Source organism: Thermosynechococcus sp. B1, assembly GCF_030322985.1.
Classification (GTDB): Bacteria; Cyanobacteriota; Cyanobacteriia; order Thermosynechococcales; family Thermosynechococcaceae; genus Thermosynechococcus.
The window spans coordinates 2542889-2555662 of sequence record NZ_CP096573.1 but is presented as its reverse complement, the minus strand read 5'-3'; the positions used below and the strand labels follow the sequence as shown (position 1 = coordinate 2555662).

The following is a 12774-nucleotide window of genomic DNA, read 5'->3' as shown; positions in this document are numbered from 1 at the left end:
TGTATCGAAGCCCCCCCCTCTGGCTGTGAATCCAAAGCACAAATCTGCATAGGAGGGGAATGTCCCTCAGAACAAGAATCAATGTCACAATCGTAAAAGTATTCAAGTTTAGGGGCACTATGCTGCGGATTGGCATCGTCGGGCTGGGACTCATTGGTGGTTCACTGGGCATTGATCTGCGGGCAAAGGGGCACTATGTGGTTGGGCTGAGTCGGCGGACGGAAACCTGTGAGCGGGCGATCGCCAAGGGTGCCATTGACTGGGGCAGTACGGAGCCAGAAATTTTGCGTGCCCTTGATCTGGTGTTTCTCTGTCCCCCCATTGGCAGCATTCTCAGTGTCGCCTTGGACATTACCCCCTACCTCAGTCCAGAAACAGTGCTGACAGACGTGGGATCCGTCAAAGGAGAAATTGTCCCCGCCCTCGAAAAACTCTGGCCTTGCTATGTCGGTGGGCACCCGATGGCCGGTACCGCAGAATCCGGCATTGAAGCGGCGCAAGCCCATCTCTTTGAGAATGCCCCCTATGTTCTCACCCCAACCCTCTACACTGACAGTGCGGCCATTGACTGTGTGGCTGGTGTGGTCAATGATCTCGGTGCCAAGCTACTCTATGCCACCCCCTCGGATCACGATCGCGCTGTTGCTTGGATTTCCCACCTTCCTGTCCTCGTGAGTGCAGCACTGATTCTTGCGAATGCCCAAGAAGCCAATGAGCCGATTCGGAAGCTTGCCCAGCAGTTGGCTAGCTCCGGCTTTCGCGATACCAGCCGTGTTGGCGGCGGCAATCCAGAGTTGGGACGGATGATGGCGGAATATAACCGCGCGGCGTTGCGCCACTGCCTGATTCACTACCGTGCCACCCTTGATGATCTGATTCGCCAAGTGGAGCAGGAGGACTGGGAGCGGCTGCAAACAACCCTAGAACAGGCACAAGCCTACCGCGAGCAGGTCTATCCCTCAGGGACGCCGCCGGTAGTTTAGGCGACGCACAATCCAGTAACTGGCAGACAAGGCCAAGATGGCGATCGCCAGCCCCAAGAGCTTTGCCACCGTTTCCGGTTGGCCAATATCCAGAATGATAATTTTACGGGCAATGGCAATTAGAGACGTGACAATTACTAGCTCAACGATTTGCGACGAGACGTGGGTTTTCAGGTAGGCGGTGATATTTTCAAGAATCTCCAGAGCCACAAGCACATTGAGAAAGAGGCCAAAGATTTTCACCAGTTCAAGGCTAAACTGTCCCAAGGGGGGTGAGAATAGCTCCACGGTCAGAATCCGCCCCAAATCAATAATGGCGACGATGACCACCAGCAGCATCCCGATCGCCAGCACCCGAGTCGCGATCCCCTCAATCTGACTGAGCAACTGCAAAAACCGCTGATTGTCCTGAAGTAGAAGAATTACCTCTTGCCAAAAGAGAATCAAAGGCCGTAGCCAGCGTCGCATCCCTAGAGCTCAGCCAGAAGAACAAGGGGAGTGTAGGCTACTGGTTCCACCAAACGAGTGTTGAGGCCTAGCCGCTGAAACGACACTTGCAGTTCCTCAAGGGTGCCTTTGACCGAGAGCAGTCGCGGTAGCCATCCCTGAAGACGGAGGGTACCATTGCCAGCGGTGGTGATCATCACCTTGGGCTGAAGCCATTGCCCCAATTCCAATGCCGTTTTGCCCCCCTTGAGAATCGCCCCCACCACGGGTAAACAGACATCCAACAGCGGCGTAATCACCACATCCACCTTGCCGTAGGTGCGCAGCCACAAATCATGACAGCCGTGGGGTTCATAGTAGAGACTTTGAGTGCCCCAGCGCAGAACGTAACCATTTTCCTGTTGACGAGAGCCGATACTAGCGCCCTTCGTGGCTTGAATTGTGAGATCGCGGTACGTGTAGGTTTGGTGGGGGCTAAGGGCAATCACTGTTTCAAAGCCAAGGCCCTGGGCAACTTTGGCGGCACTGGGGGAGGCAATGACCGGTAGGGCGCGATCGCAGGTGCGGAGGGTAGGTTCATGGCAGTGATCCGGTAGCCCTTGGGAAAGCAAAATGACATCCACATCGGTTGGCATGGCACAGGGGCGCGATCGCTCCGCCTGAAACAGCCAAGGCGTGTTGCCAAAAGTCAGTGCCCCGACAAACCACGGATCAACCAAAATCCGCGTATAACCTAACTCCCACAACCAAGTATTGCTCTCCAACCACGTTAACTGCATTGCCCCGCTCCTACAGCAACCGCGCCAAGATATTGTAAATCAGCAAAAAAATGTTGCCCATAACCATGCAACCCAACCCCACTAAACCACAAATGAGCAGCGCTGTCACACCCCCTAGGCCTGCTTGCAAGAGGGGGACAAAAAAAAGAACTGCCCCTGAAATGACCGCAATGATCAACTGCTCCCAGTGTTCAATCCAGCGTTTGTACTGCAAAAACACCAAAAAGGCAAATAGAGCACCAATCAACCCCGCACTCACACCAACAGGCAACTGCCAAGCGGTCATCAAACTAAAAATCATCAACCCCAAGGCCGTCATTTCAAAGCCCGTAAAGCCAGCACCAATGAGAATTTTCAATGCCGGTAAGGGAGGCGCAGGCTGGCGGGGCGGTTTTGCTTTCGGACGTGGTGTGCTGGTCGGTGGCGTCACCGGTCCAGGTGAAGGAGGGGGTGCCGGTTGTGACACTACGGGTGGCGGGGAAGGGGGTGCTACTGTTACTGGTTGTGGCGGTGGGGGCGGTGGTGGGGCGGGGGTAGAGTAAGCATTTAAGTCCGCTAAGACCTCTGCCGCTGATTGGTAGCGATCGCTAGGAGCAGGTTGTAGCATGCGATCTAGAATGGCTTGCAGTTGTGGACTGACTTGGGCATAGGAATGCCAATGCCAGCGGTTGTTATAGGCGTCGAATAGCTCACTGGGATCTTTGCCGGTCAGCAATATGATACAAGTCACTGCTAAGGCATAGAGATCTGAACTGGGATAGACCCGTTCCCCCCGTGCTTGTTCCGGTGGCGCATAGTACTGGGTATAAATACCCGTAAAGTGTCCTTGCTGTCCCCCCGCTTGGGAAATCTGCTTCACCGCACCAAAATCCAGCAGATAGAGCCGCCCTTGGCCGGGAAACTTTGTCTTGCTGGGGTGCTGGCGCATAATATTTGAGAGCTTAATGTCACGGTGGATCGAGCCGTGGTCATGGACGTACTGCAACACGGGTAGGAGTTCCCGCAGCACCTGCCGCACCTCTTCCTCACTAAAGCATCCCTTTTGAGCCAGTTCATCTTCGAGGGTTTCGCCGTCAATATATTCCTGCACCAAGTAGAAATACTGCTCTGTTCCTTGGCCATTGGCACTGGGAACCTCTTCAGCAAAAAATGCCAGCAAGTCGGGAATTTGGGCATGCTGTCCCAGTTCCTCAAGGACTTGCCCTTCCCGCTCAAAGAGTTCCTGAGCTTTTTGCCGACTCTGGGGATCGGAGACGTTGGGGCGAAATTGCTTGATCACGCATTCGCGCCGACCGGGGGTATCCAAATCCCGCGCTAGATAGGCCGCCCCAAACCCCCCCTGACCCAGAACCCGCTCTGCAACGTATCGTCCCCGTAGAATCAAGGGCATCCCACAGGCCGTACAAAAGCGTTCAGCCACACGACTGTACCGTTTGTTGGGGTTGTCTAAGTCTGGAACATCGTTTTGGGGACAACGACAGTAGGGACGGGTGCAATAGACAAGCATGGCAGAGGTGGCGCGATCGTTTCCTTGATCATGATAGACCTGTTGTCGGCAGCAACGCTTGGCCTAAGGGACAAGCCCTATTGTGCTGAAATGAGTGAAAGTGGATCAAAGCTGATGGTCGGACTCGAACCGACGACCTACTGATTACAAGTCAGTTGCTCTACCAACTGAGCTACACCAGCACTACCCCTAGTGTACTACGCTTTGGCAGTAGTGAGAAATCCAAGACTATAGTCTCTTTCATAAACAATTGCGCACTGCCAAGCCAGATAGACAGTCTAAAATAAGGCTGCATGCTCAGTTAGAACAGTTAGCCTTGGCATCTTGAGCTGTTTATGATTTATTGCAAAACACTGCAGACATCGGCAAAGTGTAGGAGAATAGGCTAAATCTCGATGAGTTTGCTGTGGCAGTTCCACACCCGTGATTATTCTGCACCTGTTAGATCCTTGGAAACGCACTCCGGTCAAAACATGGCGTTTCCCGATTAAAACGACTATTCGTATTGGCCGTGCCGCAGACAATGATGTGATTCTCAATGATATTCTCATTAGTCGCTATCACGCTGAACTGTCTTGCTATCGGGATCCAGAAAATATCGGGCGTTGGTATCTCAAAAGTTTGGGGGCGATCGGGACGTTTGTTGATGGTCGCCTTGTTGACGAGAGCAAACTTGCCAGTGGCAGTCTCATTCAGCTAGGACCCACAGGCCCAATTCTTGAATTCCATGAGCAAACCTTTCGCCGCAGTGCGCCCACCCTCAGTGAGTGTACCCATGCCGGTAATATGCCAGGGAATCTGTTTTGCATTCACTGTGGTCAACCCCTCAATGTGCAGCGCACCGTACGCAACTATCACATCCTGCGCCTTTTAGGGCATGGTGGCATTGGCACAACCTACTTGGCCTGTGAAGCGCAACCCCCCGGGGGATGGACTGGCAAGGTTCCAGAGGTGCGGGTTCTCAAAGAACTGCGGTCTGATATGGAGGACAATGAAAAGGCACAGGAACTCTTTGAACGGGAAGCTCGCATCTTACAGCTCCTTGACCATGCAGGGATTCCCCGCTTTTATGACTTTTTCGTGGAAGATGGCAAAAGCTATTTGGTCATGGAACTCATTCATGGCATTGACCTAGAGCGCTGGGTACTGCGCAATGGCACGGTGCCAATTCCTCAGGCGGTGCAGTGGATGATTCAAACCTGCGGTGTCTTGGACTATCTGCACAATCAGGATCCACCCGTGATTCACCGAGATCTCAAACCCAGTAACCTACTGGTGCGATCGCGGGATAATCAAATTGTTTTGATTGACTTTGGGGCGGTTAAAGAACTGGGGCATTCCCCCGGTGGCACCCGCATTGCCGTGGAGGGCTACAGTGCTCCGGAACAGATGATGGGCAAACCCACCATTCAGTCGGATCTGTTTGCAGTGGGCGCAACCCTAGCCTTTCTGCTGTTGGGGGATAGTCCGATGCGTTTCTATCACCACCGTGATGGCTTTCATCGCCTTGATGTTTCGGATCGCCCAGAGATTCCTTACCCTTTGAAACAGGTGTTGCACCGTGCTACGGCTCCTCTGTTGCCCGATCGCTATCCTTCCGCGATCGCCTTGGCTAAAGCCCTCAAGGAAGCCCTTGCGGCACTGCCCCAAGAATCCTCGCAAGTTTAACGTGATCGCCAATTCCTATGATTTATCTGCCTGTTACTGCTCTACTTTTTGTGCTGCTGTTACTGTCGCTGCCTTTCCTTTGGCTAGCGATCGCTCTTGATGCTGTACAAGTGGCCGTTGCCAAGTTGGGCTTTTCACCCACTGCTGCCTCAGTGCTACTGCTGCTTGTGATTCTCGGCAGCACGATTAATATCCCCCTCTATGAGCGGGTCTCCACGGTGGCCATTGTTCCCGACTTTGAGGCACTCTGGTTAAGTCGGTTTTGGGGCATTCCCCTGCGCAAAATTGAGCAAAAGACGATTGTGGCACTGAATGTGGGGGGCGGCTTGATCCCGACGGTGCTAGCCCTCTATCAATTTACCCGCGTCAGTCCCTTGGCGATTCTCTTGGTGACGGCAATTGTGGCCGCTGTCAGTTACTACTCTGCTCAGGTGGTACCGGGGATTGGTATTCAAATGAATGCCTTGGTCGCGCCCCTGACAGCAGCAATGACAGCCATTTTGATTTCTGGAGGCGTAGCGGCGGCACCCATTGCCTTTGCTGGAGGTGTGCTGGGAACCCTGATTGGTGCAGATTTACTCCACCTACGGGAAATTGAGCGGATGTCGGCGGGAGTGCTGAGTATTGGTGGCGCGGGTGTCTTTGATGGTATTGCCTTATGTGGGCTATTTGCACTGCTATTAACTTAGGCATACCCGCTGTAGGAATGACCATGATAAAGTGCTGGATGGAATGCTAAAACCTGTGAGAAAAGATCTATGGGTCTGCTGGCTGGCTATCAATTTGTCAAAGATTTAGAATCGGCGGGGGCACTGGCACTCTTTGTTCCGCCGGAGGGGGGCTTTGAGGGTCGCTATCAACGGCGACTGCGTTCCAAGGGCTATACCACCTTGCACATGAGCGCACCGGGTTTGGGGGATTTGGCAGCCTACCTGACCCAAGCGCACGGGATTCGTCCGGCTCACACGGGCAAGGAAGACATTCGCGTTTATTTCCAGCCCCCCCTAGTGACCTACCACTTGGAAAACCTGCCCCCCAATGCCAAGGGACTGGTGCTTTGGCTGATTGATGGCAAGCGCCTCTCAAGGCAAGAATTTGCCTACTTGGCACAGTTAACCCAAACCCTACCGAAGTTCAAAGTGGTGGTGGAAGTGGGGGGCGATCGCACTGTGCGCTGGGAACCCCTTGCTGATTGGGTCGCTGCTGCTTAAAACCTAACCCTGACCTTCAACGTCAATCAACAAACTGCCTACTTGCCCCTTGACAGTCCCCCTGAAACCCTGAAGGATGTAGGCCAAGAGGGCGCGATCGCGCTGTATCAAAAATAACCATTGGGGAAGAAACCATGACCTCGAATTCCGATATTTCAGGGAAAAAAATTGCAGCCGCCATTTGCGGTATTCTCTTGGGTGCCTTGGGCATTCACAAATTTGTGCTGGGCTACAACACCGAGGGCTTGATCATGCTGTTGGTGAGCCTTTTAACCTGCGGTTTGGTTGCCCCTGTCATGAGCATCATTGGCCTGATTGAGGGCATTATTTACCTGACCAAGAGTGATGAAGAGTTTTATAGAACGTACATTGCGGGTAAAAAAGGCTGGTTCTAGGGGCTAGGGCTGGTTCCATTGGGGGAGACTGAGGGGCGATCGCCGACAGCGAGCCTATGGCCATCGTTGGCCTGTTAGAATAACATGCGCGGCATTTACCCACCAGCGTCTTCTGGCATATCCATTGCAGCCCAGCAGTGACCTACGAACCCCTGCATCACAAATATCGTCCCCAACGCTTTGCAGATCTAGTGGGTCAAGGGGCGATCGCCACCACGCTTACCCAAGCCCTACTCAAGGAGCGCATTGCCCCTGCCTATCTTTTTTGTGGTCCTCGCGGCACGGGTAAAACCTCTAGTGCCCGTATTTTAGCCAAGTCCCTCAACTGCCTGAGGACTCCCAAGCCTACCCCCGATCCCTGTGGCCAGTGTGAGGTCTGCCGTCAGGTGGCCAATGGCACTAGCTTAGATGTGATTGAAATTGATGCTGCCAGCCACACCGGGGTGGACAACATTCGCGAACTGATTGAGAAGGCACAATTTGCCCCAGTACAGTGTCGCTACAAAGTTTATGTGATTGACGAATGCCACATGCTCAGTGTGTCGGCCTTCAATGCCCTCCTCAAAACCCTAGAGGAGCCGCCGCCCCATGTGGTCTTTGTCCTTGCCACCACAGATCCGCAGCGAGTTTTGCCAACAATTATTTCCCGCTGTCAGCGCTTTGATTTTCGGCGGATTCCCCTAGGGGAGATGGTTGCCCACCTTCAGCACATTGCCGATAAGGAGCAAATTGACATTGAGCCGCAGGCCTTGACCCTGGTGGCACAATTGTCCCAAGGGGGACTGCGGGATGCTGAAAGCTTGCTGGATCAGTTGAGCTTATATCCTGAACGGATCACGGTAGAACATGTATGGCAACTGGCTGGGGCAGTACCAGAACAGGATCTGCGGCAATTGCTGGGGGCGATCGCCCGTCAGGATGCGGTGGCGGTTCTTGAGCACACCCGCCAATTACTGGAACGGGGTCGCGATCCGCTGACGATTTTGCAAAATCTGGCCAGCCTCTATCGCGATCTGCTCTTGGCCAAGACAGCTCCTGAACGGCAGGACTTGGTAGCCCTGACAGCGGAAACATGGCAAGCACTGATTACCCTTGCTGAGGCCTGGTCAGTTGAGGAAATTCTGCACGCCCAACAACATCTGCGCACCTGTGAAAGTCAAGTCAAACAGAGCAATCAACCCCGTCTCTGGCTGGAAATTAGTATTCTGGGGCTGATCACAGAGACGGTTCCACCGCCTGCTGCAACGCCAGTAACGCCTACCGCTGATCCAAAACTCAGGAGCGTCCCAACGCCTAAGGCCGAACCCCAAGCCCTAGCTGCGCCTGCTAAGACCCCAGAACCGCCTCCCAAGGAATCTGAGTCACAGGCCAAACCGGTTCAAAAAATTAAAGACCCTGTTGCACCAACGCTTCCACCAGAGCCAGCCACTGAAGCACCAGCCGAGAATCCTGAAGAGGTGTGGCACCAAGCATTACAGCTCTTACAACAGATGCAAATGAGTACCTATGCTCTGCTCTCGCAACATGGTCACCTGCGACAAATGAGCGATCGCGAGGTGCACATCGGCATTGTTAATCAAACACTGTTAAATCTGACGAAGAATAACCAAGCCAAAATTGAAGCCGCCTTTTCCCAAGTTCTAGGCCGCCGCATCAAAGTTGCCTTTGAGATTGCCCCCCTACCCCACAAAACCACGCCTGCGCCAAAAGCTAAGGAGCCGCCGCACTCCGCTGTCGTCATTCCCTCTCAACCACGGGAAGAACCACCGCCACCCCCCATAGAACCAACCCCTACTCCACCCCCGCCCCCTCTCACCACTGACCCGGATCCTGTGCGTGAATCTGCCGAAAAACTGGCACGATTCTTTAACGGGGTGGTTATTCGCTTACCCGATGAGGGAGAAAGTCCAGACATCCCAATTGCTGAAGCGTCTGAAGAGGATGAGCTTGAGTTTTAAGGGCTGTCGGGGTCTAGGCTTGATCGAGGGATTTAACAACGCCAAGATGCAACTGAATTTTTGGCTCTGAGTCAAGGGGGGTCTGAAGCTGCGCCTGTAACGCCGCCACTGCCGTCAAAAAGGCTGTCAAATCTAGGCCGCAAAAGTCTGGATCACACTGTTCAAGGCGACGCCGCCCTTCCCCCAACAGCAAAATCGCTCCCCGCTGGTTGCCCCGACTCAGGTGATAGCAGGCCACGGCAATTTGTAGCAGACCTTGGTAAAACGTGCGCTCAGGTTCACTGGCCTCTAACCAGAGGGCTTCGAGGGTGTCATGGCAGGCATAGAATTCACCTCTGTTGAATTGGCCAATGGCTAAGGCAAGCTCAGGCGGCATATTTGATTGGGGGAGCACAATGGGGGATAATAGTAAAGAATCATGACATTTTTTAACGAATATCGGCAGAGCTTGTGCAAAATCCTCGAACTGTCTCTGATACCAAACGCGCTTTTTATGCGGCTCACAGGCGACCGATTCACTCGATCTACCGCCGCTTTATTGAAGAACTGCTGGTCGAAATCCACCTGCTGCGCGTCAATGTAGATTTTCGCTACTCTCCCCTATTTGCCCTTGGGGTCGTGACCGCCTTTGACCAGTTTATGGAGGGGTATCAGCCTGAGGGCGATCGCGCCAGTATTTTCCATGCCCTCTGCGGGGCTGAGGAAATGAACCCGCAACAGCTTAAGGAGGATGCCGCCAGTTGGCAACAGTACCAAGGCCGCCCCTTGAGTCAAATCCTCGATGAACTCAACAGTGGTCAACCCAGTGCCCCCCTCAGCAGCCTCAACCACGAGGGCAAATATAGCCGCCTCCATGCGGTGGGACTGTATGCCTTCCTTGAGGAGCTGGCGGGGGATCTGACAACGAATCTCAACGAGACACTGGATCAACTGGCTCCCGTCATTAAGCTGCCCATCGAGAAAGTCAAGCGGGATCTCGAACTCTACCGCAGCAACCTCGATAAAATCAATCAGGCTCGTAGTCTAATGAAAGAACTGGTGGAGCAAGAACGCAAGCGCCGTGCCCAGCAGGCCTCTCCCCCACCCGCTGTAGATGCCAGTTCCGATGCCCCCGCTTGATCCGCCCCAACTCATTACCCTCGATGCGGTCGGCACCCTCTTTGGCCTACGGGAATCCGTGGGTACCGTTTATGGTCGCTTTGCGGCGGAAGTCGGGGTTCAGGTTGATTCAGCCGCATTAGATGTGGCCTTCTTTAAGGCCTTTAGGGCTGCCCCGCCCTGCGCTTTCCCTGATCTTGAGGCTGCACAACGGGCAGAGGCAGAATTGCGGTGGTGGCAAGGGGTTGCGGCAGAGACATTTCGCCGCGCGGGCGTCTTGGATCAGTTTGCGGATTTTGATCGTTTTTTTGCCCCTGTCTTTGCCTACTATGCCACGGCTGAGCCTTGGTTGCTTTATAGCGATGTCCTGCCTGCGTTGAAGGAGTGGCAAGCTCAGGGCATTCCTCTGATGGTGGTGTCGAATTTTGATAGCCGTCTCTATGGGGTGCTAGAGGCCTTGGGGTTAGCGCCGTTTTTCAAGGAGGTGTGGATTTCCAGTGAGGTGGGGGCGGCGAAACCGAATCGGCTGATCTTTGAGCGGGCGGTGACCCCCTATGCGACCTCTCAGGTTTGGCACATTGGTGACAGTTGGGAGGATGATGTCCTCGGTGCCCAAGGTGCTGGTCTGCAAGCGATTTGGCTGCGGCGCGATCGCCCCTTACTGCCAGAACCAGCTATCCACGAGACCCGAGCCGTGCCCCAAATTGCTGACCTCTCAAAGGCGCAAGTTATACTGAGGGGGATAGCATCATGACGGAATCAGCGGTGAAAAGCCAAATTTGTATTCTAGGTGGGGGGTTTGGCGGGCTTTATACCGCCCTCCGCCTTGGCCAATTTCCTTGGTCTGCGCCTCCAGAGATTACCCTTGTTGATCAGAGCGATCGCTTTGTCTTTACTCCCCTCCTTTACGAATTAATTACAGGGGAGCTACAGGCGTGGGAAATTGCCCCGCCCTTTGTTGAGTTGCTCAAGGAGACCCCGGTCGTCTTTCATCAGGGAACCGTGAGCGCTGTGGCTCTCAAGGAAAAAACGGTACACTTGACCGAGGGCACCCCGCTCATCTACGACAAGCTTGTCCTTGCCTTGGGGGGGGAAACCCCTAAAAACAGCATTCCCGGTGTTGCAGAGTATGCCTTGACCTTCCGAACCCTCAGTGATGCCTACCGTCTCGAAGAAGCGTTGCAACGGCGGGAGCGCTCTGATCGCGATCGCATCCGCGTGGTGGTGGTCGGTGCTGGTCCTAGTGGCGTGGAATTGGCCTGTAAACTAGCGGAGCGCTTGGGCAGCCGCGGGCGCATTCGTTTGGTGGATCGCAACACCGAGATTCTCAAGTCTTCTCCAGAATTTAATCGCAAGGCAGCTCTGCGTGCCCTTGAAGAGCGGGGCGTTTGGATTGATTTGGAAACAACCCCGGTTGCTGTCACTGCGGATCAGATTTCCCTGCAATACAAAGACCGCGTTGATGATCTGCCCGTTGATATTGTCCTATGGACGGTCGGTACAGCCGTTTCACCCGTGATTGCTGCCCTTGATTTGCCCAAAACCTCCACGGGGCGCCTGCAGGTGATGCCCACATTGCAAGTCGTTGATCATCCAGAGATTTTTGCCCTTGGGGATGCTGCGGATGCCGTGGATGAGCAAGGCCAAGCCATTCCCCATACGGCACAGGCAGCTTTTCAACAGGCGGATTATGCGGCTTGGAATCTCTGGGCCAGTCTGAGCGATCGCCCGCTACTGCCCTGTCGTTATTCCCATCTCGGTGAAATGCTCACCCTCGGAACTGATCGCGCCGCCTTGGCAGGGCTAGGACTGACCCTCGATGGCCCTCTGGCCTACTTGGCACGGCGACTGGCCTACCTCTACCGCATGCCCACCCTCGAACATCAACTGAAGGTGGGGTTGAACTGGATGGCAAAACCAATTTTGGATCTGTTGACCGGCACCGCGATCTAGAACCTGTGCGCATCCTTGGCCTAGACCCCGGCCTTGCTACCCTTGGCTACGGCTGTATTGAGGTGCAGCGCAACACCTGCCAAGTGTGCGATTTTGGTGTGATTACCACTCCTGCGGATATGCCCGTGGGCGATCGCCTCCAGAGTCTCTACAGCGATCTGCACACGTTAATTCTTGCCCTCCAACCAGATTTAGTGGCTTTGGAGCGCCTCTTTTTCTACAAAATGAGCCATACGATTGTGGTTGCTCAAGCGCGGGGCGTGATTCTTTTAGTCCTGAGTCAACTGCACTGTCCCCTCATGGAATTCACCCCTCCCCAAGTGAAGCAAGCCCTCACTGGCTATGGCAATGCCGCGAAAATAGACGTTCAACAGGCGGTGCAACGGGAACTCAATCTCAGCACGCTGCCCAAGCCCGATGACGCTGCCGATGCCCTAGCGATCGCCCTCACGGCCAGTCGTCACTGCCAAGGTTTCAACGCTTGACCAAGCCATTGCCACCGCTTCACTCAGCCATTGGCGGGTTTTGCGATCTAGCAGATCGTCCTCCGCAAGCACCCATTCCTGAACCTGCGCTAGACTGTGACCTTCCGCACGGCAAATCGTAATCACGCCGGCGATCGCTGCCGCCACCACCTCTTCACTGACAGGCTGCTGGCTGAGGGCTGCTATTTCTTCGAGACTCCTTGGAATGGGATAATGCATAGGGCAACAGGGTAATTCTGAGAAACCGTAAACTCTCTTAAACTGTTTAGTACAGTGCAGTTTACGCCAAA

15 protein-coding genes and 1 tRNA gene are annotated in these 12774 nt (G+C 54.2%); 10 read left to right on the top strand and 6 right to left on the bottom strand.

Annotated elements, in window-relative coordinates:
• The first annotated feature begins 122 nt into the window (after positions 1–122).
• Entirely contained in the window at positions 123–983 is an 861-nt protein-coding gene (locus tag M0644_RS12640) for a prephenate/arogenate dehydrogenase (RefSeq protein ID WP_315863035.1), read from the top strand.
• Here the strand turns inward: M0644_RS12640 and M0644_RS12635 are convergent.
• The 4 genes from M0644_RS12635 to M0644_RS12620 form a co-directional block, all read right to left on the bottom strand.
• Complete coding sequence (locus M0644_RS12635) at positions 960–1451, bottom strand: phosphate-starvation-inducible PsiE family protein (RefSeq protein ID WP_286625967.1); 492 nt, start codon at positions 1449–1451, stop codon at positions 960–962. The two genes, M0644_RS12640 and M0644_RS12635, sit on opposite strands and share 24 nt — an antisense overlap.
• Before the next feature lie 2 nt (positions 1452–1453).
• Positions 1454–2209, bottom strand: coding sequence for an MBL fold metallo-hydrolase (locus M0644_RS12630; protein ID WP_286625965.1), 756 nt, complete (start codon positions 2207–2209; stop codon positions 1454–1456).
• 10 nt (positions 2210–2219) lie between these two features.
• On the bottom strand, positions 2220–3716 hold the full coding sequence (locus M0644_RS12625; protein WP_149821385.1) for a serine/threonine-protein kinase: 1497 nt from the start codon (positions 3714–3716) through the stop codon (positions 2220–2222).
• A gap of 109 nt (positions 3717–3825) precedes the next feature.
• Positions 3826–3898: transfer RNA gene (locus tag M0644_RS12620), tRNA-Thr, on the bottom strand.
• Between the two features lie 241 nt (positions 3899–4139).
• Here M0644_RS12620 and M0644_RS12615 point away from each other — a divergent pair.
• The 5 genes from M0644_RS12615 to M0644_RS12595 all read left to right on the top strand — a co-directional run bounded on the left by M0644_RS12615 (position 4140) and on the right by M0644_RS12595 (position 8948).
• A complete protein-coding gene (locus M0644_RS12615; protein ID WP_286625964.1) occupies positions 4140–5384 on the top strand; it encodes a protein kinase domain-containing protein in 1245 nt (414 codons plus the stop codon).
• Positions 5385–5401: 17 nt separating this feature from the next.
• Entirely contained in the window at positions 5402–6073 is a 672-nt protein-coding gene (locus M0644_RS12610) for a DUF1614 domain-containing protein (RefSeq protein ID WP_149821381.1), read from the top strand.
• 69 nt (positions 6074–6142) lie between these two features.
• Positions 6143–6595 (top strand): photosynthetic/respiratory NAD(P)H-quinone oxidoreductase subunit N, encoded by a 453-nt coding sequence (ndhN, locus tag M0644_RS12605; RefSeq protein ID WP_149821379.1) that lies wholly within the window; start codon positions 6143–6145, stop codon positions 6593–6595.
• Between the two features lie 134 nt (positions 6596–6729).
• A complete protein-coding gene (locus M0644_RS12600; RefSeq protein WP_286625962.1) occupies positions 6730–6990 on the top strand; it encodes a TM2 domain-containing protein in 261 nt (86 codons plus the stop codon).
• Positions 6991–7127: 137 nt separating this feature from the next.
• On the top strand, positions 7128–8948 hold the full coding sequence (locus tag M0644_RS12595; RefSeq protein ID WP_286625960.1) for a DNA polymerase III subunit gamma/tau: 1821 nt from the start codon (positions 7128–7130) through the stop codon (positions 8946–8948).
• 13 nt (positions 8949–8961) lie between these two features.
• Here M0644_RS12595 and M0644_RS12590 read toward each other — a convergent pair whose 3' ends face one another.
• Positions 8962–9324, bottom strand: a complete 363-nt coding sequence (locus M0644_RS12590) for a DUF309 domain-containing protein (protein WP_286625959.1) — start codon at positions 9322–9324, stop codon at positions 8962–8964.
• 74 nt (positions 9325–9398) lie between these two features.
• Here M0644_RS12590 and psb29 point away from each other — a divergent pair, with 74 nt between their 5' ends.
• Genes psb29 through ruvC form a run of 4 tightly spaced genes read left to right on the top strand, consistent with a single transcriptional unit; the run spans position 9399 to position 12484 of the window.
• On the top strand, positions 9399–10067 hold the full coding sequence (gene psb29, locus M0644_RS12585) for a photosystem II biogenesis protein Psp29 (RefSeq protein ID WP_286625958.1): 669 nt from the start codon (positions 9399–9401) through the stop codon (positions 10065–10067).
• The gene (locus M0644_RS12580) at positions 10054–10800 is read left to right on the top strand and encodes an HAD family hydrolase (protein ID WP_149821370.1); all 747 of its coding nucleotides are present in this window, start codon (positions 10054–10056) and stop codon (positions 10798–10800) included. Before psb29 ends, M0644_RS12580 begins: the two co-directional genes overlap by 14 nt.
• Complete coding sequence (locus M0644_RS12575; protein WP_286625957.1) at positions 10797–11999, top strand: NAD(P)/FAD-dependent oxidoreductase; 1203 nt, start codon at positions 10797–10799, stop codon at positions 11997–11999. Before M0644_RS12580 ends, M0644_RS12575 begins: the two co-directional genes overlap by 4 nt.
• Before the next feature lie 5 nt (positions 12000–12004).
• A complete protein-coding gene (gene ruvC / locus M0644_RS12570) occupies positions 12005–12484 on the top strand; it encodes a crossover junction endodeoxyribonuclease RuvC (RefSeq protein ID WP_149821366.1) in 480 nt (159 codons plus the stop codon).
• On the opposite strand, the gene M0644_RS12565 is transcribed toward ruvC, so the two are convergent.
• Complete coding sequence (locus M0644_RS12565) at positions 12434–12703, bottom strand: hypothetical protein (protein ID WP_149821364.1); 270 nt, start codon at positions 12701–12703, stop codon at positions 12434–12436. The genes ruvC and M0644_RS12565 overlap by 51 nt on opposite strands.
• Positions 12704–12774: the final 71 nt, after the last annotated feature.

What these genes read in the sequence shown, in the direction of transcription:
- M0644_RS12625 (WP_149821385.1), bottom strand. Translation starts at nt 3,716, where the DNA reads ATGCTTGTCTATTGCACCCGTCCCTACTGTCGTTGTCCCCAAAACGAT.
- M0644_RS12580 (WP_149821370.1), top strand. Translation starts at nt 10,054, where the DNA reads ATGCCCCCGCTTGATCCGCCCCAACTCATTACCCTCGATGCGGTCGGC.
- M0644_RS12590 (WP_286625959.1), bottom strand. Translation starts at nt 9,324, where the DNA reads ATGCCGCCTGAGCTTGCCTTAGCCATTGGCCAATTCAACAGAGGTGAA.
- M0644_RS12635 (WP_286625967.1), bottom strand. Translation starts at nt 1,451, where the DNA reads ATGCGACGCTGGCTACGGCCTTTGATTCTCTTTTGGCAAGAGGTAATT.
- M0644_RS12610 (WP_149821381.1), top strand. Translation starts at nt 5,402, where the DNA reads ATGATTTATCTGCCTGTTACTGCTCTACTTTTTGTGCTGCTGTTACTG.
- ndhN (WP_149821379.1), top strand. Translation starts at nt 6,143, where the DNA reads ATGGGTCTGCTGGCTGGCTATCAATTTGTCAAAGATTTAGAATCGGCG.
- M0644_RS12630 (WP_286625965.1), bottom strand. Translation starts at nt 2,209, where the DNA reads ATGCAGTTAACGTGGTTGGAGAGCAATACTTGGTTGTGGGAGTTAGGT.
- M0644_RS12575 (WP_286625957.1), top strand. Translation starts at nt 10,797, where the DNA reads ATGACGGAATCAGCGGTGAAAAGCCAAATTTGTATTCTAGGTGGGGGG.
- M0644_RS12600 (WP_286625962.1), top strand. Translation starts at nt 6,730, where the DNA reads ATGACCTCGAATTCCGATATTTCAGGGAAAAAAATTGCAGCCGCCATT.
- M0644_RS12565 (WP_149821364.1), bottom strand. Translation starts at nt 12,703, where the DNA reads ATGCATTATCCCATTCCAAGGAGTCTCGAAGAAATAGCAGCCCTCAGC.